We start from the raw sequence: 19,921 nt of genomic DNA, 5'->3' as shown, positions 1-19,921 counted from the left end.
ACGTTTCGTAACGGTGTGCGAGACGACCGCCTCCGCTCGTCCTCAGCCCTTGTCAAACGGGTTCTGGGACGTGCGCAGGGACAGGCGGATCGGGGTGCCGGGCAGGTCGAAAGCCTCCCGCAGGCCGTTCACGAGGTAGCGGGTGTAGGATTTCGGCAGCGCGTCGAGCTGGTTGCCGAACAGGGCGAAGTGGGGCGGCCGGCTCTTCACCTGGGTGGCGTAGCGGATCTTGATCCGCCGGCCCGACACCGCCGGGGGCGGGTTGCGGGACGTCGCCTCGCTCAACCAGTCATTGATGCGCGAGGTGGAGACGCGCCGGTCCCACACTGCGGCGGCATCGACGACCGCCTGCATCAGCTTGTCGACCCCCTGGCCGGCGAGGCCCGAGAGAGGCACCACGGAAACCCCGCGCACCTGCGGCAGCAGGCGGGTGCAATCCTCGCGCAGCTGCTTGAGGAGGCCGGGCTGGTCGGCCACGAGGTCCCACTTGTTGAGACCGATCACCAAGGCGCGGCCCTCGCTCTCCACGAGGTCGACGATGGTGAGATCCTGCTTCTCGAAGGGGATGGTGGCGTCGAGGAGCACCACCACCACCTCGGCGAAGCGGACGGCGCGCAACCCATCCGAGACGGCGAGCTTCTCCAGTTTGTCGTCGATGCGGGCGCGGCGGCGCATCCCGGCCGTGTCGTGCAGCTTGATCCGCCGGCCCCGCCATTCCCAGTCGAGGGAGATCGAATCGCGGGTGATGCCGGCCTCCGGGCCGACCAGCAGTCGCTCCTCGCCGAGCATGTTGTTGATCAGCGTCGACTTGCCGGCATTGGGCCGCCCGACGATGGCGACGCGGAGCGAGCGGCTGCCGGAGCCGTCCTCGTCTTCCTCCTCGTCGGGATCGGGCTTCGGCAGGGCCTCGATCAGGGCGTTGTGCAATTCGCCGAGGCCTTCGCCGTGCTCGGCGGAGAAGGGGATCGGGTCGCCGAGCCCAAGGGAGAACGCCTCGTAGGCGCCGGACATACCGGCCCCGCCCTCGGCCTTGTTGGCGATGAGGATGACCGGGCATCCCGCCCGGCGGGTCAGTTCGGCGAAGGATTGGTCGGCCGGCAGAACACCGGCGCGGGCGTCGATCACGAACAGCACCACGTCGGCGGCGAGGATCGCCGCTTCGGTCTGCATCCGCATCCGGCCGGTCAGGGTGTCGTCGTCGGCCTCTTCCAAGCCGGCGGTGTCGATGACCCGGAAGATCAGGCCGCCGAAGGCGACATCGCCCTCGCGCCGGTCACGGGTCACGCCGGGGCGGTCGTCCACAAGGGCGAGCTTCTTGCCCACGAGGCGGTTGAACAGCGTCGACTTGCCGACATTCGGCCGGCCGACGATCGCGACGGTCGGCATGTCCATCGTCAGTGTCTCAGTCCTTCGGTCAGCGGGTGATCGGCGGGGGCGGTGCGGCGGCCTCGGGCTTGGCCGCCGTCTGCGTGACGGGGCCCCCCGCGACGATGGCCGCGTAGACCTCGATCCGCTCGCGCAGGGCGCGGGGCGTATCCGGGTCGGCGACGATCTGGTCGAACCACCGGCTCGCCTCCTCGTAATCGCCCTTCTTCAGGGCGGCGAGGCCCAGCATCTCCCGTGCCGTATGCCGGTAGGGGCTGCCCGCGGCGAGGCTCTGGAGGTTGGCGAGCGCGGCGTCCGGGTTCGGCCCGTCCATGCGGATGAGCGCGGCGCGCAGCCGGGCGAGGTCGCGCAGGCCGTCGCCCAGGGCCGCGTCGCCGGCCAGGGCATCGAAGTCCGAGGCCGCCTTGGCCGGGTCGGCCTTCGACGTCTCGGCCGCCGCCCGGAACCGGGAGAGCAGCCGGTAGCCCGCGGTGCCATCCTGCTCCAGGGCGGTGAAGGCCTTGTCGGCCTCCTCGACCTTGCCGTCCCGGGCGAGACGGTTCGCCGCATCGAATCGGATCGAGGCCGCCTCGGCTGCCGCATGCTGCTGCGCCTGCCAGTAGCGCCAGCCCGCGACGCCCGCGACCAGGAGGACCGCCAGGGCGATGATCACGCCGCTGTAGCGACGCCAGACCTGGAGGATCTGCTCGCGGCGGTAATCCTCGTCGACCTCGCGGATGAATTCGTTGTTCTCGGCCATCGTATCCCGGTCGGCGCGGGGCGCCGGACCACCTCGCGATCCTCGAAGGCCGTGCGCCTAACACAGGGCCGAGGACTTGGCGACCTTTGGCGACTTTCGCCGGCCTGCGGGGTCCCGGGGACGATCCGTGTCGCCTGCCGGACACGCGGCTCCGCAAAGCGGAAACGTACTATTGTGCTGAACACAGATTCTTGATAGCTCGGCTAAGGACAGTCTTCCAGGCGTGTTGCCAGCACATTTCCGCGCCACGGCATGTCGAGCGGCGCTAGTATTGTGTCGGCAGCAATGCAGCTATAGTCGTTATTTTCCGACTTACAGCCAGTTGCTGAAGTCTATTCCCACCGAACTGCCAAAAGTCCTTCAGGCTCGTCTAGGGCCCGAATCTTTCCACCCGTGAAGCCTACATTCCGGGGGCCGGAGATAAAATGCACCCGAGAGCGATGATGCACGACACCTTCTCACCGGCCCCGCGGGCCGCCTCGGTCGAGCCGGTGCATCGCCGCCTCGGCCGGCTTCAGATGGTGGCGGAAAAGGTGGCGATGGCGGGCATGCAGTCATTGCTCTTTCCCGGGCGTCTCAGGCCGCCGCTCCTGCGCCTGTTCGGCGCCAAGGTCGGCCGCAAGGTCCGCATCGCGCAGAAGGTCTTCATCGGCCAACCGGGCAACCTGACCCTCGGCGACGGGGTGGTGATCAACATCGGGTCGTTCATCGACTGTTCCGCGCCGGTCTCCATCGGCGAGAGGGCGCGCCTCGGGTATCAGTCGATGATCATCACCGGCTCGCACAACACGGAGAACAGCGTCTACCGCCGCAAGGAGGGTGACCATGTCCGCCGCCCGGTCACGATCGAGCGGGGGTGCTGGATCCAGTCGCGGGGCATGATCGGCCCCGGCGTCACCATGGCCGAGGGCTGCACGCTCCTGGCCTGCGGCGTCCTGCTGAAGAGCACCGTGCCGAACGGCGAGTATGCGGGCCTGCCCGCCACCCGCAAGCGCGACCTTCCGACGGGCGACGACATCCCGTAAGCGGGCGGTCTCACTCAGCCTTGAACAGGCCGACCTTGATCTGCGGGCCGGGCACCCGGCTGACCTCGATGATCACCGGCACCGCGCCGAGGGTGAAGCGCACGCTCTTGTGTATGCCGGGGCATCCGATCTTCCCGGCGAAGGCGTCCGCCTTGAGGGTCGTGCGGCCGTCCTGGCTCACGTCGATCCAGGCTTCCTCGGACAGGGTCACTTGGTAGGTGCCGGGTTCGGCCGGTGCTGCGGCGGTCACGTATCCGCCGTAGGTCCCGGGTTTGGCCGGCCGGTCCGAGGGGACGGGGAGCGACAGTTCCGCGGCCGGGGTGAGCGTCACCACGGCCGCCGGGCTTCCCGCCGGAAGCGCGGACCCCGAGGCGACCGTCGGCAGACTCCCGGCGAAGGCGGCCCGCTCCCGCTCGATCGACCACGCGGAATGGCCGCAGGCCGCGGTCTCTTCGGCCGCCGCGAGGGTGGGGGCGAGACCGGTCAGGCAGAGGGCCGCGAGGATCGTGCGGCGTGTCGTCATGGCGTCAGGCTCCCATGGTTCCGGGCCAGACCGACACGCCGATCAGCACGTAGTGCAGGTAGCGGGCGAAGATGAACCACGCGGCGGTGCCGATCAGCACCACGAGCACGTCGTTGCGCCAGCCCGCCGGCACCGCGACGGCGGCGCGGCCCCCCGCGGGGATCCCGGCGGCCCGCTCCCGCCGCTTGATGCTGATCCGGGCGGAGACCGCCCAGGCCAGGAAGCCGCCGAACAGCAGGATCGAGCCGAGGTCGCCGTTGGCGAGGAGGTGCGCCGTCGCCCAGATCTTCACGGCGAGCAGCATCGGATGCTTGGCCTTCGCGCGGATGTGGCTCGGGATGTAGGTGGCCGCGAAGCTGATGAAGGCGAGCAGCACCAGGGTCAGGGCGAGGTGGCGGGTCCAGACGGGGGGATCCCAGACCGGGATCATCCCCTCCTGCCGGTAATCGTGGAACCCCACCCCGATCAGGATCAGGCCCAGCAGGGAGAGGGCCGTGTAGCCGAGCTTGTAGCGATTCTCGCCGATCTCGCCGACGAGGCTCGCCCGGCGGGACCGGAGCATGGTGAAGGCATGCGTGCCGAGGAACAGCACGAGGCCGAGGATGAGCAGGAACATGGGGCCTCGCGCGAAAAGCGAACGGTAACGGTTCTCAAGCGAAGTTCGCACCGCTTGTCCAGGCGCCGCCCGGACGCAGCCCGGTTCCGACCCTGCGCATCGCCCTCGCCCTCCTGCTCGCGGGGATCGCCGTGCCGCCCGCGCTCGGGCAGGACGGGCGCGAGCCTCCGCTCTCGGCGCTGACCCTCGTCGGGCCGCCGGCGACGGTCTTTTCCGCGACCCGCGACGCCTGTGACGGGGCCGACGTCCCGGACGCCCCCGCCCGCGCTTTTCGCGATGCCGCCGGGGCCGTCGCCGTGTTCGGGATGCACTATCGCAACCGGGCGCTGCGCGGGCCCGACCTGCTCCACCTCAAGCTCGACTGCACGGTGGTGCTCGAATCCGGTGGGAGCGCCGATCCCGCTGCCCATGACGACCGGTCGTGGATCACCGCGACCTGGACCGAGGACGGGCGCGCCGTCGCGGCCCTCCTGCACCACGAGTATCAGGCCCATACGCATCCCGGGCGATGTCCGGCCGGGGAGTCCATGGCCTGCTGGTACAACACGATCACCGCCGCCGCCTCGGCCGATGGCGGGCGCAGCTTCACCCGGACGAGCCCGCCCGCCGTCGCCGCCGCGGCGCCCTTCCGGCAGGAGGTCGGGCAGGGCCGCCACCGGGGCTTCTTCAACCCCTCGAACATCGTCTCGGACGGGCAGTGGCGCTACGTCCTCATCGCGACCACCGGCTGGGCGGGACAGCCCCCGGGCGTCTGCCTGTTCCGCACCGACGCCCCCGCCGATCCGTCCCGCTGGCGGGCCTGGACCGGCCTGGGCTTCACCGCCGCCTTCCCCGATCCCTACCGGACATCGGTGCGCAACCCGGCGACCTGCCGCCCGGTCGGCCCGTTTCCCGGCCCCGTCGGAGCCGTAGTCCGGCACCGGGAGACCGGCGCCTTCGTCGCGGTGTTCATGGCAAAGGCCGGCGGAGAGTTCGAGAAGCCCGGCTTCTACTGGACCACCTCCCGCGACCTCCTCGCCTGGGACCGGCCCCGGCTCCTCCTGGAGGGCAGGACCCTCTACGACGACCCCTGCACCGCGGGCGGGCACCTGATCGCCTACCCCTCCCTCCTCGATCCGAAGGCGCAGGGCCGCAACTTCGACGATGCGGGCGACGCCGCCCTGCTGACCTACGCGAGCCTGCGCGTCGAGGGCTGCACCGTCACCTCCGACCGGGACCTGCTGCGCCGGCCGGTGGCGATCACCGTCTGGCCGTAAGGGCTGCACCGGCCAAGGGGGACGACGTCGCCCGCGCCTTCCGCGGCCCCTTCCCTGATCCTTGCCCGGCCCCTTCCCTGATCCTTGCCCGATTGACCGATGGTCCGGGGAATGCACTCCTGCCCGCAGCCGCAGGCCCCAGGGTGCCCGACATGAGCGATCATCAGACGATCCAGGACGAGGGGGAATTGCGGGCCGGTATCGGACCGGTGAGACCGCTTGCCGCCGAGAAGGTGCTCGACCACCTCGACCACTACGCCCTGCATTTCATCGCCCTGTCGCCCTTCCTCGTGCTCGCCAGTGCGGATGCGGCGGGGACTGTGGACGCGAGCCCCCGGGGTGATGCCCCCGGCTTCGTGGCCACCCCCGATGCGCACACGCTGGTGATCCCCGACCGGCGCGGCAACAACCGGGTCGATTCCTTCGTCAACATCCTCGGCAATCCGAATGTCGGGCTGATCTTCTTCGTGCCGGGCATCGCCGAGACCCTGCGGGTCAACGGCGCGGCGTCGATCACCCGCGATCCGGCCCTGCTGGAACCCCTGGCGGCCCAGGGCAAGACCCCCGAGACCGGCCTCGTCGTGCGGGTCGAGGAAGCACTGTTCCATTGCGGCAAGGCGCTGATCCGCTCGCGCCTGTGGGATGCGGAGAGGCATGTGCCCCGGGACAGCTTCCCGAGCCTCGGCCGCATCCTCGCGGATCAGACGGCGGCGATTCCCGTCGAGGAGGCGGAGGCGTCCATCGCGGATGCCTACCGGACCCGGCTATACTGACCGGCCGCAGGAGACCGCCCCCCATGACCGTTTCGAGACCCGACGCCGTCCGCCCCCCGGAGCATGCGCGCGCCCGCGGCACCGCCGCGACGGGGGCGCAGACCCTCGGTGCCGGGGCAGCCGGCGCCTTCGCCCTCGGGGCACTGGCGCTGGGCGTGGTGGTGTTCGGCGCGGTCGCCATCGGCCGCCTGTCGGTCAGCCGGGCGCGGATCGGCTCCCTGGAGATCGACGAGCTGACCGTGCGTTCGCTCCGCGTCCTCCGGGAGGAGTGAGGCGCCCTATCGCCCGTCGAACCACGCCTTCCACTGGGGCACGGCCCTGGCGAAGGTGCCCCGGTGGCTGGTGGCACCGGTGGAGACCGCCTCCACGCGGTCGTTGCCCAGGGCCTTCTGGTAGGCCATCGGCAACCGCCCGAGTTCCGTACGGATCGCCTCGTCGGCCTCGCCGTAGAAGGTGCGGACGGGCGTCTTCACCACCCAGCGGTAGCATTGCGTGGTCGCCACGAGGCGCCCATAGGCCGAGGTCGCGAAGAACTGCGGGTCGAAATACTCGGGCTTGACGATCTTGTGCAGGTCGGTGGGCACCGCGGCCGGGTCGAAGGGCAGGCGCTCGTAGGCCCGGCGGGAGAGGTCGTAGGACTCGTCCGTGAGGAGCGACCGGGCGAGGCCCGGCACGCCGTAATAGTTCTCGAAGGAGAAGGCCGACAGGATGAACAGCGTCGGCACCCAGGTCGCATCGTTCGGGCGCGGGTAGTCGAGGAAGCCGCTCAGGGCCGCGAACACGTCGGCCGGGGTGCTCGCCGTCCCGGTCGCCCGCACCGGCACGCCCGCGGCTTCGAGCTTCTCCAGCATGGCGAGGGTGACGAACCCGCCCTGCGACCAGCCGGCCAGGAACAGGTCGGTGGTGGGGATTTTCAGATCGGCGAGGACGGCCCGGGCTGCCATGAGCATGTCGTAGGTCGCCTGCTGGTGGCTGGCCTTCACCATGTAGCCTTCCGGCTCGTCCGACAGGCCGAGGCCGAAATAGTCGGCGCCGATCAGCACGTAGCCCTGCCCGGCGAACTGGGCGAGCATGAGCTGCGTCTCGGGGGACTGGTCGGGAAACGAGGGGACCTGCTGTTTGCCGTAGACCGTCCCGTGCTGGTACGACACCGTCGGGAGGGGCACCGCCCCGGTCTCCGGCACGGCGACGAGGCCCGACGCCACGGTCGGCTTATTGCCCCGCTCAGGGATCACCGACGGATAGGTCACCCGGTAGAGCTTCACCGCGTTCCGGGCTGGCGTGTAGGTCGCCGGGATGCCGGCGAAGGCCGGGGTGTCGACGGTGAGGATACGGTCGAGCCTGTCCGTGTCCCAGCGGCCGATGAACTCGTACCGCACGCCGGAGGCGACGGGGATGGTCTCGGCCAGGGCTGGTCCGGGACCCATTCCCAAGGCGAAAGCCAGCACAACCAGAACACGGAGGATGGCGACCATGATGCTCTCCGGCGTACAATCGCTTTGGGGTTGAATTCGACCTCTAAAAGCGATCGGCCGGGGAAGGTGATGCCACGGGAGACTTCAACGAATTCTGACGGGTCTCGCCGATTCGGCCGGATTTTAGGGCATGATCCCCATCGCTTTCGGGCTTTTCGGCCGGATCGCCCATGGCCCGGCGCCGCTTCCCGTTCTTAGCCGCCGCGAGAGGCCGGGGCCCTTGCCCCGTTTACCGAACAAAACTAGAACATATGGGACGCCTCAGCTGCCTGTGGGCGCCCGATCCGCCGGCATTGAAGACGGACGGCGCGGGGCGCATGTGTTGGGGCGTGCCGACGAACGGCCCCGTGAGATGCGGAACGCGAGGAGAGATCGATGGCGGGCAGCGTCAACAAGGTGATTCTGGTGGGCAATCTCGGGCGTGATCCCGAGATCCGTCGCCTGGGTTCGGGTGACCCGGTCTGCAACCTGCGGATCGCCACCTCGGAATCCTGGAAGGACAAGTCGACCGGCGAGCGCAAGGAAAAGACCGAGTGGCACTCGGTGGTGATCTATAACGACAACCTGTCGCGGGTCGCCGAGCAGTATCTGCGCAAGGGCTCGAAGGTCTACATCGAGGGCCAGCTCCAGACCCGGAAGTGGACCGACCAGTCGGGCGTCGAGAAGTACACGACGGAGGTGGTGCTCCAGCGCTTCCGCGGTGAGCTGACGATCCTCGACGGCCGGGGCGGCGGCGGCGGCGAGTTCGCGTCCGAGGAGGAAGGCGGCGGCCAGATCAGCCGCGGCGGCGATTTCGGCGGCGGTCGCGCCCAGGGCGGCGGCGAGCGCCGTCCGCCGGCTCCGTCCTCGGGCGGCGGCGGCTCCCGGGGCGGCTACGAGCTCGACGACGACATCCCGTTCTAGTGCATCGATCCAGACGAAGGCTTCAGCCGTGTCTGGAAAAATTGATGCAAAAACAAGGATCTAGGGTAGGGGCGCATGAACGGAGTGAGTGCGTCACTGCACTAGGCGTCGTCCACGGAAGCGGGCCTCTCCGGCGTCCCTTGCGGATGGCGGAGCGGCGGCGGGCATTGCCGCCCGCCGCCGGCCTCGGCTAACCCTGGGCCGACCCCAGGCACCCCGGAGCCCCCATGTCCGCCCTCGACGCGATCCTGAACGATATCGACGCGGATCTCGACAACGCCCTGGAACGGCTCTTCGCCTTCCTGCGCATCCCGTCGATCTCGACGGACCCGGCCTATGCCGGGCAGTGCCGGGAGGCCGCCGCGTGGCTCGCCACGGACCTGACCGCGCTCGGCTTCCAGACCAGCGTGGAGGAGACGTCGCTGCACCCGGTCGTCCTGGCCCACAAGCCGAAGCCCGGCGCCCCCCACGTCCTGTTCTACGGCCACTACGACGTGCAGCCGGTCGACCCGCTGGACTTGTGGACGCATCCGCCCTTCGAGCCGCGCATCGCGACCGGGCCGGAGGGTCACAGGACGATCGTCGCCCGCGGTGCGTCGGACGACAAGGGTCAGGTCATGACCTTCGTGGAAGCCTGCCGGGCGCATCTGGCGATGGCGGGCGAGTTGCCCTGTGGGGTGACGATCCTGATCGAGGGCGCCGAGGAGAGCGGCTCCCAGGGGCTCCCCGAATGGGTCGCGGCGAACCGCGACAAACTCGGCTGCGACGTGGTCCTCGTCTGCGACACCGGGATGTGGGACCCGAAGACCCCGCAGATCACCTCGTCCCTGCGGGGGCTCTGCTATTTTGAGGTGAAGGTCACCTGCGCCGACCGGGACCTGCATTCGGGCTTCTTCGGGGGCGCGGCGCGCAACCCGATCCACGTCCTGTCCCGGATCGTCGCCGACCTGCACGATGCGGACGGGCGGGTCACGGTGCCCGGCTTCTACGACGGCGTCCACGAGCGCCCGGCCGAGGTCATCGCCCAATGGCGCGGCCTCGGCATGACGCCCGAGACCCTGCTCGGGCCCATCGGCCTCAAGGAGCCCGCGGGCGAAAAGGGGCGGTTGCCCCTGGAACTCGTGCAGTCGCGGCCCGCCTGCGACGTGAACGGGATCTGGGGCGGCTATACGGGGGAGGGGACCAAGACGGTGATCGCCTCCACCGCCTCGGCCAAGGTCTCGTTCCGCCTCGTGGACGATCAGGATCCCGCGGCGCTCGCCCGCAGCTTCGAGGCCTTCGTGCGCGAGCGGGTGCCCGCGGACTGTTCCGTCGAGGTCGTCACCTACAAGGGCTCCCGGGCCATCAGCCTGCCCTTCGACATGCCCGAACTCACCGCCGCCAGGGCGGCCCTGGAAGCGGAATGGGGCGTGCCCGCAGTGACCGTGGGCGCGGGTGGGTCGATCCCCATCGTCGGCGACTTCAAGCGCATCCTCGGCAAGGACACGCTGCTCATCGGCTTCGGCCTCGATGACGACCGGATCCACTCGCCCAACGAGAAGTACGACCTGACAAGCTTCCACAAGGGCACCCGCTCCTGGGCGCGGATCCTCTCCGCCCTCGGCGCCCGGGGGTAAGGGCGAGCCCTCCGGGCCGGACCCCCGCCCCCCGGGGGGCGGGCCGGTCCCGGGATCGTCCTCCCCCCCCTCAGGGCGGTGACGGCGTCAGCGATGGGCGCGCCGGGGCGCCGTGCCGGAAGCCCAGTGCGGGGCGACGATGTCCCCGCGGGAGACCGTCGCCCGGTGGCCGTCATGGTACATCGGGGCGCCGGAGATCTGGCCCGTGCCCATGCGCTGGGAATGGAGCGACTTGGGGTTGTGGTACGGGTCGCTGATGTAGCTGCTCATATGGCCGCCGCCCGCGGATTGGCGGCTCCCCTCGCCGCCTTCGGCCCAGGCGAGGCCCGGCACGGCCAGGGTGAGGGTGGCAAGGCCCAGGATCGCGAAGCGCTTCATCTCGTCAACCTTTCTTGGCTGTTCTCCGGGCCGGACCCGCTGTCCTGCGCCGATGAGATGACTATAAGCGACGATCAAAAGTCTATTAGTGCGCATTCGCACAGTATATATCGTCGGATTTTAATCCGAATACTTTGCCGGAACGGTGCGTCGGCACACCTTCCAGGCTTCCACCGGGATGAAAGCGGCATCCCGAACGTCGCCGGCGAGGCGCGGCGTGGGACGTGCCGCCGGATCAGCCCCTGGCGGGGGGGCCGATCCGCCGGTCGATCCACGTCCACAGGGCGCGGATCTCGGCGGCGGCGAAGCCCAGGGGGGCGTGCTCGGTGACGCCCCGGCCGAGGGCGATCGCGTCCTGATGATCGACCCGCTGGAGGATGGCGGGCTCGGCCATCATGCCCAGCCCCGCGAGTTGCTTGGCATAGAGGCCGGTCCGGGGCGAGGGCGGCGGCGGGCACTGGTTGAGGACCAGGGCGAGCCGCTCGGCCAAGCCCTGGGCGACCAAGAGCTCGATGGTCGGCAGGGCGGCCATCAGGTCGAGGCGGGACGGCCGGATCGGGATGACGACGAGATCGGCCAAGCGCAGGAGCGCGGCGATCCCGCCGATCGAGGCGCCGGGCGTGTCGACGATGGCTAGGGTCCTTCCCTCCTCGGCCTGCTGCTCGAGGATCGCCGAGAACTGGGCGAACTCCCAGGGGCGCAGCCGATCCACCACGGGCTCGGCCTCCGCCCGGAGGGTGCCCCAGGCGGCGAGGGAACCCTGCGGGTCCGCATCGAAGGCCGTCACCCGCTCGCCGGCCTGCGTCGCCGCGACGGCCAGGGAGGTGGCCAGGGTGGTCTTGCCGGTCCCACCCTTCTGGACCGCGACGGCCACGACGCGGGGTCTGAAAGCGGCGCTCACCGGCGGCCGCCCTGGGGTTGGGGTCCCGTGTCGCGGGGGTCCATCGCGTCCGTCCGTCCCCGTCGCGGGCGGAGAGGCCGCCTGATTCCGGGTCAGGCAGGCTTAAGGCAGGCTGGGCCAAGGGGAAACCGCGGCGGTCACCTCGCCCACAGGCTGGCGCCGCGGTGCCCGGTCAATGGATCGCGTCGATGACCTTCGCCTTGGGGCTGGCGTCAGGGGCCGGCGAGGACCCGGCGACGAGGGTGCTCCCCGGCTTGGCGGCGGTCAGGGCGATGGCGATCAGGGCGAGGATGGCGGCAAGGGCCGCCGGGAACAGGAAGGCCATCTCGCCGAACCGGTAGTCGAGGAGGCCGCCCAGCACGGCGCCGGTGCTCAGGCCCGCCCAGAGGGGCGCCTGGATCCAGAACGAGGGCGCCACCGTGCCGAGCAGCAGGTTGGCGCAGCCGGTGCCGAAGCGCACCACGGCGCCCGTCACGTAGGTGAGCGCCAGGGAGCGCCCGCCCTCGTCCTGCAGGGTCGCGTTCTGCAGCCCCAGGGCCAGGACGATGGGATAGGCGTGCAACGGGTAGGCGAAGGTGCCCCAGGGCATGAAAAGGCCGGTGGCCAGCAGGGCAGCCTGGAGCGTCAGGAGCACGGACAGCCGCCAGCGCCCGACGGCGGCGGCAATCAGCGTCCCCAGGAAGGCGCCGAAGCAGAACAGGGCGATGGTGCTCGCCACGCGGGTGACGTTGTCCCAGTCGGCATTGGCCACCGCCACGCCGAAGCGGGTGGTGTTGCCGGACATGAACGACATGAAGAGCTGCGAGAATTCGAGGAAGCCGATGGAATCCGCCGTGCCCGCGAGCATCGCCAGGGCGATGGCGAAGAACAGCCGCGACCGGGGATCGGCAGGAAACGACTTGTCCGGCGGGGCCTTGGACTGGTCCGTTTCCATCCGTTCATCCACCATAAGGCTACCCCGCGAGCTTGGCCGTCCCCGTGACGGCCGACCATTAATGGACGGGGCCGACGGATGTTTCATCCGGCAATCCGTTGCCCTGCGACGACCCGGCCGGGTACCGGGACGCCGCCCTCCCACCGCACCGCCGCCTCGCGCAGGACGCGGAGCGCGAGGCCCGACGCCTCCGCCGCCTCGCGGAGGTGGGCGTCCGGGTGAGCGTAGCGCCCGTCCCGACCGAGGACGACGCCGGACGGCCCTCCCTCGGCCGGTGACTGCACCGTGAAGGCCGCCCAGCCCCCCGGCCGCAGCACCCGGGCGATGCCGGCGAGGACCGGGCCGAGGTCGGCACAGTAGATGAACACGTCCGCCGCGATGCAGAGATCCGCCGATCCCTCCGGCTCTCCGCCGAGGAACGCCCCCAGTTCGGCCGCCACCAGCCGGTCGTAGCAGCCCTTGGCCCGGGCGCGGGCCAGCATCGCGGGGGACAGGTCGACCCCGGTGAGATGCGTCACCCGCCCGGTGATCGCCGCCCCCGCGAGGCCGGTGCCGCAGCCGAGGTCGAGGGCCACGGGAAAGCGCGCCGGCTCCTCCGGCAGCACCCCCGCGACGAGGTCCGGCCCGACATAGCGCAGCCCCTCCACGAGGTGGCTCTCGAACCGCGGCGCATAGCCGTCGAAGAGGGCGCGGATATAGGCCGGGCTGAGGGCGACGCCATCCTCCGCCCCGGCCCCGCCCCCGAGCCGGGCGAGGTGGAGCCCGGCGCCGAGGGTGTCCTGCGGGTCGAGGCTCCGGGCGGATTCGTAGGCGGCCCGTGCGCCGTCCCGGTCGGCCGGATCGCCGGAGGCCTGGAACAGCGCCTCCCGGGCTCGGCCGAGGAGCAGCCATGCGGGGGCATAGCGCGGGGCGATCTCGATCGCCTGCCCGGCGAGGTCGGCGCAGGCGGGGGCGTCGCCCTCCGCGAGGCAGGCCTCGGCGTAGCGATAGCGGCGGTCGGCCAAGAGGTCGCCGGAACTGCGGTGGGTGTCCATGCGTCGGTGTAGGTTTCAAAAGGGCGAGCCCTTTTGCGGGTGCAGGGCAGCGCCCTGCAAGCGTCGGGGCCTTGCCCCGACACCCCACCAAAGGACTCGTCCTTTGGGAACCCCCTATGGCCGAGGGTCGATGTCCACACGCGCGAGCGACCTGCTCACTCTTACCCGAGAGGGGCTCTACTGCCCGCTCGGGGATTTCCACGTCGATCCGACTTGGCCCGTGCCCCGGGCGCTGATCACCCACGGCCATGCCGACCATGCCCGCGCGGGGCACGCCCGGGTGATGGCGACGCCCGAGACCCTGCGGATCATGGCCGTGCGCTACGGCGAGGACTTTTGCGGCGCGTCGCAGGAGGCGAAGCTGGGGGAGGCGATCCGGGTCGGCGACGTCACCGTGCGGTTCGTGCCGGCGGGGCATGTGCTGGGCTCGGCGCAGGTGGTGATCGAGCGGGAGGGGATGCGGGTCGTCGTCTCCGGCGACTACAAGCGCGCCCCGGACCCGACCTGCCTGCCCTTCGAGGTGGTGCCCTGCGACGTGTTCATCACCGAGGCCACCTTCGGCCTGCCGGTCTTCACCCATCCCGACACCCGGGGCGAGGTGCGCAAGCTCCTCGATTCGCAGCGGCTTTTTCCCGAGCGGACGCACATCGTCGGCGCCTACGCGCTCGGCAAGGCGCAGCGGGTGATGGCGCTCCTGCGCGAGGAGGGCTGGGACCGGCCGATCCACCTGCACGGGGCGATGGAGAAGCTGACCGAACTGTACAAGCGCGAGGGCATCCCGCTGGGTGAGACGCCCAAGGTCGTGGCCGCCGAGCGCAAGGATCTGGCCGGCGCCATCGTGATCTGCCCGCCCTCGTCGATCCAGGACCTGTGGTCGCGCAAGTTTCCCGATCCCGTCACCTGCTTCGCCTCCGGCTGGATGCGGGTCCGGGCGCGGGCCCGGCAGAAGGGGGTGGAGCTGCCTCTGGTGATCTCCGACCACGCCGACTGGCCGGACCTGTGCCGCACCATCCGCGAGACCGGGGCCGGGGAGGTCTGGGTCACCCACGGGCAGGAGGACGCCCTGGTCCACTGGTGCGGGACGGAGGGCATCCGGGCCAAGCCCCTGCACTTGTTGGGCTATGGCGACGACGGCGAGGCGGAATCACCCGCCGCCGCGGAGGAGGCGGCGTGAACGAGTTCGCCCATCTCCTCGACCGCCTCGGCTACGAGCCCCGCCGCAACGCCAAGCTGCGGCTGTTACAGGATTATTTTGCCCGGACGCCCGACCCCGAGCGCGGCTTCGCCCTGGGCGCCATGACCGGCACCCTCAGTTTCCGCGAGGCCAAGCCGGCCCTGATCCGCGGGCTGGTGGAGGCGCGGATCGACCCGCTGCTTTTCCGCCTGTCGCACAACTACGTGGGCGACCTCGCCGAGACCACGGCGCTGATCTGGCCGACCACGCCTGTCCCTGCCATGGAAGCCGGCCCCTCCCATCCCCGTCCTCATCCTGAGGTGCCCGCCCCGGCGGGCCTCGAAGGAGGGCTCCAGGGATCGCGGAGCCTTCTGGAGGCCTCCTTCGAGGCTTCCGCCCGCGCGGAAGCACCTCAGGATGAGGAACAGGGTGGGATGTCCGGGGCGCACCCGCGGCAGGCCGGAATCGGCCACAACAACCCCCCGCCCCCGACCCTCGCCGAGGTGGTGGAGACGCTGAGCACCATCCCCAAGCGCGAATTGCCGGGGCACCTTGCCACCTGGCTCGATGCCCTCGACGAGACCGGGCGCTGGGCGCTCCTGAAGCTCGTGACCGGTAACCTGCGGGTCGGCGTGTCGGCGCGGCTCGCCAAGACCGCGGTCGGGGCGCTCGGTGGCTACGAGGCGGACGAAGTGGAGGAGGTCTGGCACGGGCTGGAGCCGCCCTTCGAGACCCTCTTCGCCTGGGTCGAAGGCCGGGCCGAGCGGCCGGAGACCCTGAACCCGGCCCCGTTCCGGCCGCCGATGCTCTCCCACCCGATCGAGGAGCGGGACGACCTCGACAAGCTCGAACCCGAGGCCTTCTCCGCCGAATGGAAGTGGGACGGCATCCGCGTGCAACTCGTCGGCGGCCGGGACCGGGCCGGCGTGCAGGTCGGCAAGGTCTATTCCCGCACCGGCGAGGACATCACCCATGCCTTCCCCGACCTCGCGGGGGCGATCACCTTCGAGGGGGCGCTGGACGGCGAGCTGCTGATCCTCCGCGAGGGCCGGGTGCAGAGCTTCAACGTGCTGCAGCAGCGGCTCAACCGGAAGGCGGTGACGGGCAAGCTCCTCGAGGAGTTCCCGGCGCATGTCCGGGCCTACGACCTGCTGACCAGCGACGGCGAGGACCTGCGCCCCGAACCGTTCTCGACGCGTCGGGAGAGGCTTGAGCAAGTCATCAAAAGGCTCGACCACGCCCGGGTCGACATCTCGCCCCTCGTGCCTTTCGCCGACTGGGAAGCTTTGGCCGCGGCCCGGGCCGACCCGGCCTCGGTCGGCGCCGGGGAGGATGCGGACGCCATCGAAGGCGTGATGCTCAAGCGCCGCAACAGCCCCTACCTGCCCGGCCGACCCAAGGGTCCATGGTGGAAGTGGAAGCGTGAGCCGCACATCGTCGATGCGGTGATGATGTATGCCCAGCGCGGCCACGGGAAGCGCTCGTCCTTCTACTCGGACTACACGTTCGGGGTCTGGCGGGAGGCCCCGGAGGGCGGGGACGAACTGGTGCCGGTGGGCAAGGCGTATCACGGCTTCACCGACGCGGAACTCGCCAAGCTCGACCGCTACGTCCGCAACCACACCACCAAGCGCTTCGGCCCGGTTCGGGAGGTCGCCCACGGGCGCGACGGCGGCCTCGTGCTGGAAATCGCCTTCGAGGGGGTGCAACGCTCTACCCGGCACAAGTCCGGCGTGGCGATGCGCTTCCCCCGGGTCAGCCGCATCCGCTGGGACAAGCCCCCCGCCGAGGCCGACCGGATCGACGTGCTGGAGCGGATCCTGGCCCGGGGCGAGAAAGAGATCGCCCCCGGCGGCAGCCTGCAGGAGGACGCATGAGACAGGGCAGGGGACACGGCAGCATCGGACGGGTCGAGACCCTGGCCGCCGGCCCGGTGACGCGGCAGGCGACCGGGCGGCTGACCATCGCCACCCCCGGCCAGGGGTTCACGGATTTCACCGGGGCGGTGGCGGAGTTCGTGCGCGACAGCGGCGTGACCGCGGGGCTCGCCCACGTGTTCTGCCGGCACACCTCCGCGTCGCTGACCATCCAGGAGAACGCCGACCCGGACGTGCAGACGGACCTGCTCACGGCCCTCGACGGCCTCGCCCCCCGCCACGGGGCCTATGTCCACGGCGCCGAGGGGCCCGATGACATGCCCGCCCATATCCGGACCATGCTGTCCGATTCCGGGCTGGTCGTGCCGGTGGCCGGGGGACGGCTGGCGCTGGGGACGTGGCAGGGGATCTATCTGATCGAGCACCGGGACCGGCCGCACCGGCGGGAGATTCTGGTGGGGGTGATGGGGAGTTAGAGCGGTTTCTGCAATCCTTGGATCACGTCACCTCCCCGGTCATTGCGAGCGAAGCGAAGCAACCCAGGGATCCGCACCATCCTGAGGCGGCCCGCTGCCCTGGATTGCTTCGCTTCGCTCGCAAGGACGGGGAGCTGGGACGGAGAGCAGGCGATCCAACGGTTCCCGAAAATGCTCTAGCGGGCCGCATGCCCCTTCCTCTCCCCTCTCCGTCTTTGCTTCGCTGCGCTCGCAATGACGGCGAGGGGGACGCGAGACCGTCCGAAACATCCGGGAACATACCCGACATTAACGATCGCTAAACCATAGAGGGTAGGCCGAACCGGCTCCGCTCCTTCCCCCGCGGGCCGTCCGGGCAGGACGATGCCATGAGCCTCCTCGACGCCGTCTCGAATTCCACCAGCGGTCTGTCCGCCCAGGCCTTCGCCCTCAACAACATCTCCGGCAACATCGCCAACTCGTCGACGGCGGGCTTCAAGAGCACGGACACCCACTTCGCCGACATGCTGGCCCAGACCGAGGCGGGCAACCAGCCCTCCGGCGGCGTCTCCCTCACCAGCCGGTCGAACCTGCAATTGCAGGGGACGATCACCTCCACCGGGGTGGCGACGAACCTCGCGATTTCCGGCGACGGCTACTTCATCGTCAAGCCGAACTCCGGCACGGTGACATCGCCGAGCTTCACCGGCCAGACCGGCTATACGCGCCGGGGCGACTTCTCGACCGATGCCAACGGCTACCTCGTGAACGGCGCGGGCTACTACCTGTTCGCCGGGCCCTCCGCGAGCACCCCCGTTCAGGTGGCCACCGGCACCGACGCCCCGGCGAGCCTCGCCATCTCTCCCGCGGGCGTCCTCACCGCGACCAATGCCGACGGCAGCACCAAGAGCCTCGGGACGATGACGCTCGCCCAGTTCGACGGGCCGGAGAACCTCGCGCCCCTGGATGGTGGCACCTACGTCGCCACCGCCAGTTCCGGCGCCGCGACCTACGGATTCGCGGGGGCCAGCGTCACCGCGGGCTCGGTGGAACAGTCGAATGCCAGCATCTCGGACCAGTTCACCAAGATGATCGAGACGCAGCAGGCCTACAGCGCCAACACCAAGGTGCTCAACGCCGCCAATGAGATGCTGCAGGACGCGATCACGATGTACGTGTGAGGCGATGCCTCACAGGAACTTCAGCGGGTCCTTTTCCGGAGGCGGAGGCGCGACGTCGTTGCGGTTCCACCAGCCGCCTCCCAGCGCCACGAACAGGGCCGCCGTGTCGGCGTACTGCGTCGCCCGGGCCGCGGCCGACGTGACGAGGGCCGAGAGATAGCCCTGCTGGGCGATGAGCACCTGCGTCGAGTTCACGGCGCCGGCCGTGTACTGCTTGCGGATCAGTTCCAGGCTCTGGCCCGTCGCGGCCTCGGCGCCCTGGGCAGCCGCCACCGCCTTGGCGTCGGCCTGGAGCGCCCGCAGGGCATCCGCGACGTTCTGGAAGGCGGTGATCACCACCGCCTTGTACTGCGCCTGGGCCTGGGTCAGCCCCTCCTCCGCCGCCCGCTGGCGCCGGAACAGGGTGCCGGCGTCGAAGATCGGCGCCGTCGCCTGGCCGATGATCGTGAAGAAGGACGCGCCCGGATTCGTCACCTGCGCGAGGCGCACGGCGCTCGATCCGCCGGTGACGGAAATGTTGAATTGCGGCAGGCGGTTGGCCACCGCGACGCCGACATTGGCGGAGGCCTGCTGCACCAGCGCCTCGGCCGCCTTCACGTCCGGCCGCTGCTGGACGAGCCGGGAGGGCAGGCTCACCGGCAGCTTGGTCGGCAGGCGCAGGGCCGAGAGGGTGAAGGTCTCGGCGACCTCGTCCGAGGGCAGGCGGCCGGCCAGCGCCGTCAGCAGGTTGCGCTGGATGGCGAGCTGCTTTTCCAGCGGCGGCAGCAATTGCTGCGAGAGGGCGAGCGCCGCCTGCTGCTGCACCACATCGGCCCCGGCGATCTGCCCCAGGGCGAGCTGCTTGTTGTAGAGCCCGAGCACGTCGGTCTGGGCCTGGATGACCTTCTTGGTGGCGTCGATCTGCGCCCGCAGGGACGCCTCCTGGATCGCCGCCGCCACGACGTTGGCGGTGAGGCTGAGATAGGCGGCCTCCAGCTGGAATCGCTGGTTCTCGGTGGTGGCCTCCAGGGACTCGATCTGGCGCCGGTCCGCGCCGAACACGTCCGGGTTGTAGGCGATCACCGCCTGCGGGGTGAACAGCGAGTAGAGGTAGCGGTTCTGGTTCTGCAAAGGCGATTGCAGTTGCAGGCCCGGCGCCATCGCCTCCTCGGCCTGGGGCGTCGCATTCAGGCTCGGGTAGAGGGTTCCCTTCTGGGCCAGCACGTTCTGCTGGGCGATGCGCAGGGACGCCTGCGCGGCCTCCAGATTCGGGTTGTTGGCCAGCGCCTGCTCCACAAGGCGGTTGAGCGCCTTCGAGTGGAACAGCTTCCACCATTCGGCCGGGATGTCCGCCCCCGAGACGAAGCTCTGGTCGGCCGAGCCGCCCTGCCGGGTGCGGATCGTGTTGGCGGCCGAGGGGTTGGCGAGCTTCTCCTTGGTGTAGCGGGACACCGGAGGCGCCTCGGGCGGCACGAAATTCGGTCCCACCGCGCAGGCGGAGAGGAGAACGGCCGCGAGGCAGGAGGCCGCCACGCCAGCCGTCACACCGGGCATCGTCCGGGCCGCCGCGGTTCGCGCGGCGCCGTTACGGGCCGTCCTCGTCATCATTCCCCCGCCGCGGCCGAAAAACCGCTCCGGCCCCTGAGACAAGGGCCGGAGCGCAGGGCGGAGTCAATGCGGCCGGCACGGCCGGTGC

General features: G+C 70.3%; 20 protein-coding genes. 10 read left to right on the top strand and 10 right to left on the bottom strand.

Annotated features, from left to right (window positions below; all coding sequences use genetic code 11):
- Positions 1–42: 42 nt before the first annotated feature.
- Together der and MFF22_RS08700 are read right to left on the bottom strand one after the other, a co-directional pair.
- The gene (gene der, locus MFF22_RS08705) at positions 43–1,392 is read right to left on the bottom strand and encodes a ribosome biogenesis GTPase Der (protein ID WP_238248569.1); all 1,350 of its coding nucleotides are present in this window, start codon (positions 1,390–1,392) and stop codon (positions 43–45) included.
- A gap of 22 nt (positions 1,393–1,414) precedes the next feature.
- Positions 1,415–2,125, bottom strand: coding sequence for a tetratricopeptide repeat protein (locus MFF22_RS08700; RefSeq protein ID WP_238248568.1), 711 nt, complete (start codon positions 2,123–2,125; stop codon positions 1,415–1,417).
- A 425-nt stretch (positions 2,126–2,550) separates the two neighbouring features.
- On the opposite strand from MFF22_RS08700, the gene MFF22_RS08695 reads away from it, so the two are divergent.
- Entirely contained in the window at positions 2,551–3,150 is a 600-nt protein-coding gene (locus MFF22_RS08695) for an LbetaH domain-containing protein (protein WP_238248567.1), read from the top strand.
- 10 nt (positions 3,151–3,160) lie between these two features.
- On the opposite strand, the gene MFF22_RS08690 is transcribed toward MFF22_RS08695, so the two are convergent.
- Complete coding sequence (locus tag MFF22_RS08690; RefSeq protein WP_238248566.1) at positions 3,161–3,673, bottom strand: hypothetical protein; 513 nt, start codon at positions 3,671–3,673, stop codon at positions 3,161–3,163.
- A gap of 4 nt (positions 3,674–3,677) precedes the next feature.
- Positions 3,678–4,289, bottom strand: a complete 612-nt coding sequence (locus MFF22_RS08685; RefSeq protein ID WP_238248565.1) for an NnrU family protein — start codon at positions 4,287–4,289, stop codon at positions 3,678–3,680.
- 98 nt (positions 4,290–4,387) lie between these two features.
- On the opposite strand from MFF22_RS08685, the gene MFF22_RS08680 reads away from it, so the two are divergent.
- The 3 genes from MFF22_RS08680 to MFF22_RS08670 all read left to right on the top strand — a co-directional run bounded on the left by MFF22_RS08680 (position 4,388) and on the right by MFF22_RS08670 (position 6,590).
- A complete protein-coding gene (locus MFF22_RS08680) occupies positions 4,388–5,545 on the top strand; it encodes a hypothetical protein (protein WP_370877573.1) in 1,158 nt (385 codons plus the stop codon).
- A gap of 152 nt (positions 5,546–5,697) precedes the next feature.
- Positions 5,698–6,318: a pyridoxamine 5'-phosphate oxidase family protein gene (locus tag MFF22_RS08675; RefSeq protein WP_238248564.1), complete on the top strand. Its 621-nt coding sequence runs from the start codon at positions 5,698–5,700 to the stop codon at positions 6,316–6,318.
- Positions 6,319–6,341: 23 nt separating this feature from the next.
- Positions 6,342–6,590, top strand: a complete 249-nt coding sequence (locus tag MFF22_RS08670) for a hypothetical protein (protein ID WP_238248563.1) — start codon at positions 6,342–6,344, stop codon at positions 6,588–6,590.
- 6 nt (positions 6,591–6,596) lie between these two features.
- Here the strand turns inward: MFF22_RS08670 and MFF22_RS08665 are convergent, their stop codons facing one another.
- On the bottom strand, positions 6,597–7,793 hold the full coding sequence (locus MFF22_RS08665; protein WP_370877571.1) for an alpha/beta hydrolase family protein: 1,197 nt from the start codon (positions 7,791–7,793) through the stop codon (positions 6,597–6,599).
- Between the two features lie 375 nt (positions 7,794–8,168).
- Between MFF22_RS08665 and ssb the strand changes: the two genes are divergently transcribed.
- Positions 8,169–8,696 (top strand): single-stranded DNA-binding protein, encoded by a 528-nt coding sequence (ssb, locus tag MFF22_RS08660; RefSeq protein ID WP_238248562.1) that lies wholly within the window; start codon positions 8,169–8,171, stop codon positions 8,694–8,696.
- Positions 8,697–8,923: 227 nt separating this feature from the next.
- Complete coding sequence (locus MFF22_RS08655) at positions 8,924–10,312, top strand: M20/M25/M40 family metallo-hydrolase (protein WP_238248561.1); 1,389 nt, start codon at positions 8,924–8,926, stop codon at positions 10,310–10,312.
- A gap of 87 nt (positions 10,313–10,399) precedes the next feature.
- On the opposite strand, the gene MFF22_RS08650 is transcribed toward MFF22_RS08655, so the two are convergent.
- The 4 genes from MFF22_RS08650 to MFF22_RS08635 all read right to left on the bottom strand — a co-directional run bounded on the left by MFF22_RS08650 (position 10,400) and on the right by MFF22_RS08635 (position 13,559).
- Complete coding sequence (locus tag MFF22_RS08650) at positions 10,400–10,690, bottom strand: hypothetical protein (protein WP_238248560.1); 291 nt, start codon at positions 10,688–10,690, stop codon at positions 10,400–10,402.
- Between the two features lie 235 nt (positions 10,691–10,925).
- Positions 10,926–11,591: a nucleotide-binding protein gene (locus tag MFF22_RS08645; protein WP_238248559.1), complete on the bottom strand. Its 666-nt coding sequence runs from the start codon at positions 11,589–11,591 to the stop codon at positions 10,926–10,928.
- Between the two features lie 172 nt (positions 11,592–11,763).
- Positions 11,764–12,525, bottom strand: coding sequence for a YoaK family protein (locus MFF22_RS08640; RefSeq protein ID WP_238248558.1), 762 nt, complete (start codon positions 12,523–12,525; stop codon positions 11,764–11,766).
- An 83-nt stretch (positions 12,526–12,608) separates the two neighbouring features.
- A complete protein-coding gene (locus MFF22_RS08635; RefSeq protein WP_238248557.1) occupies positions 12,609–13,559 on the bottom strand; it encodes a class I SAM-dependent DNA methyltransferase in 951 nt (316 codons plus the stop codon).
- A 130-nt stretch (positions 13,560–13,689) separates the two neighbouring features.
- Here MFF22_RS08635 and MFF22_RS08630 point away from each other — a divergent pair, with 130 nt between their 5' ends.
- The 4 genes from MFF22_RS08630 to MFF22_RS08615 all read left to right on the top strand — a co-directional run bounded on the left by MFF22_RS08630 (position 13,690) and on the right by MFF22_RS08615 (position 18,246).
- Entirely contained in the window at positions 13,690–14,733 is a 1,044-nt protein-coding gene (locus MFF22_RS08630; protein ID WP_238248556.1) for a ligase-associated DNA damage response exonuclease, read from the top strand.
- A complete protein-coding gene (locus MFF22_RS08625; protein ID WP_238248555.1) occupies positions 14,730–16,610 on the top strand; it encodes a cisplatin damage response ATP-dependent DNA ligase in 1,881 nt (626 codons plus the stop codon). Before MFF22_RS08630 ends, MFF22_RS08625 begins: the two co-directional genes overlap by 4 nt.
- Complete coding sequence (locus MFF22_RS08620; protein ID WP_238248554.1) at positions 16,607–17,086, top strand: secondary thiamine-phosphate synthase enzyme YjbQ; 480 nt, start codon at positions 16,607–16,609, stop codon at positions 17,084–17,086. The genes MFF22_RS08625 and MFF22_RS08620 overlap by 4 nt, the downstream gene beginning before the upstream one ends.
- A gap of 368 nt (positions 17,087–17,454) precedes the next feature.
- Positions 17,455–18,246, top strand: coding sequence for a flagellar hook basal-body protein (locus tag MFF22_RS08615; protein WP_238248553.1), 792 nt, complete (start codon positions 17,455–17,457; stop codon positions 18,244–18,246).
- A gap of 9 nt (positions 18,247–18,255) precedes the next feature.
- Here MFF22_RS08615 and MFF22_RS08610 read toward each other — a convergent pair whose 3' ends face one another.
- Complete coding sequence (locus MFF22_RS08610; protein ID WP_238248552.1) at positions 18,256–19,833, bottom strand: efflux transporter outer membrane subunit; 1,578 nt, start codon at positions 19,831–19,833, stop codon at positions 18,256–18,258.
- Between the last annotated feature and the right edge of the window lie 88 nt (positions 19,834–19,921).

It is taken from the genome of Methylobacterium persicinum (assembly GCF_022179525.1).
Taxonomy (GTDB): domain Bacteria; phylum Pseudomonadota; class Alphaproteobacteria; order Rhizobiales; family Beijerinckiaceae; genus Methylobacterium; species Methylobacterium persicinum.
This window is presented reverse-complemented; position numbering and strand designations above follow the sequence as displayed.

Bases quoted from the DNA above. Each gene is read 5' to 3' on its own strand.
- MFF22_RS08635 (WP_238248557.1), bottom strand. From the start codon at position 13,559: ATGGACACCCACCGCAGTTCCGGCGACCTCTTGGCCGACCGCCGCTAT.
- MFF22_RS08655 (WP_238248561.1), top strand. From the start codon at position 8,924: ATGTCCGCCCTCGACGCGATCCTGAACGATATCGACGCGGATCTCGAC.
- MFF22_RS08695 (WP_238248567.1), top strand. From the start codon at position 2,551: ATGCACCCGAGAGCGATGATGCACGACACCTTCTCACCGGCCCCGCGG.
- MFF22_RS08675 (WP_238248564.1), top strand. From the start codon at position 5,698: ATGAGCGATCATCAGACGATCCAGGACGAGGGGGAATTGCGGGCCGGT.
- MFF22_RS08650 (WP_238248560.1), bottom strand. From the start codon at position 10,690: ATGAAGCGCTTCGCGATCCTGGGCCTTGCCACCCTCACCCTGGCCGTG.
- MFF22_RS08615 (WP_238248553.1), top strand. From the start codon at position 17,455: ATGAGCCTCCTCGACGCCGTCTCGAATTCCACCAGCGGTCTGTCCGCC.
- MFF22_RS08620 (WP_238248554.1), top strand. From the start codon at position 16,607: ATGAGACAGGGCAGGGGACACGGCAGCATCGGACGGGTCGAGACCCTG.
- MFF22_RS08640 (WP_238248558.1), bottom strand. From the start codon at position 12,525: ATGGAAACGGACCAGTCCAAGGCCCCGCCGGACAAGTCGTTTCCTGCC.
- MFF22_RS08685 (WP_238248565.1), bottom strand. From the start codon at position 4,289: ATGTTCCTGCTCATCCTCGGCCTCGTGCTGTTCCTCGGCACGCATGCC.
- der (WP_238248569.1), bottom strand. From the start codon at position 1,392: ATGGACATGCCGACCGTCGCGATCGTCGGCCGGCCGAATGTCGGCAAG.
- MFF22_RS08610 (WP_238248552.1), bottom strand. From the start codon at position 19,833: ATGATGACGAGGACGGCCCGTAACGGCGCCGCGCGAACCGCGGCGGCC.
- MFF22_RS08670 (WP_238248563.1), top strand. From the start codon at position 6,342: ATGACCGTTTCGAGACCCGACGCCGTCCGCCCCCCGGAGCATGCGCGC.
- ssb (WP_238248562.1), top strand. From the start codon at position 8,169: ATGGCGGGCAGCGTCAACAAGGTGATTCTGGTGGGCAATCTCGGGCGT.
- MFF22_RS08665 (WP_370877571.1), bottom strand. From the start codon at position 7,793: ATGGTCGCCATCCTCCGTGTTCTGGTTGTGCTGGCTTTCGCCTTGGGA.
- MFF22_RS08630 (WP_238248556.1), top strand. From the start codon at position 13,690: ATGTCCACACGCGCGAGCGACCTGCTCACTCTTACCCGAGAGGGGCTC.
- MFF22_RS08690 (WP_238248566.1), bottom strand. From the start codon at position 3,673: ATGACGACACGCCGCACGATCCTCGCGGCCCTCTGCCTGACCGGTCTC.
- MFF22_RS08700 (WP_238248568.1), bottom strand. From the start codon at position 2,125: ATGGCCGAGAACAACGAATTCATCCGCGAGGTCGACGAGGATTACCGC.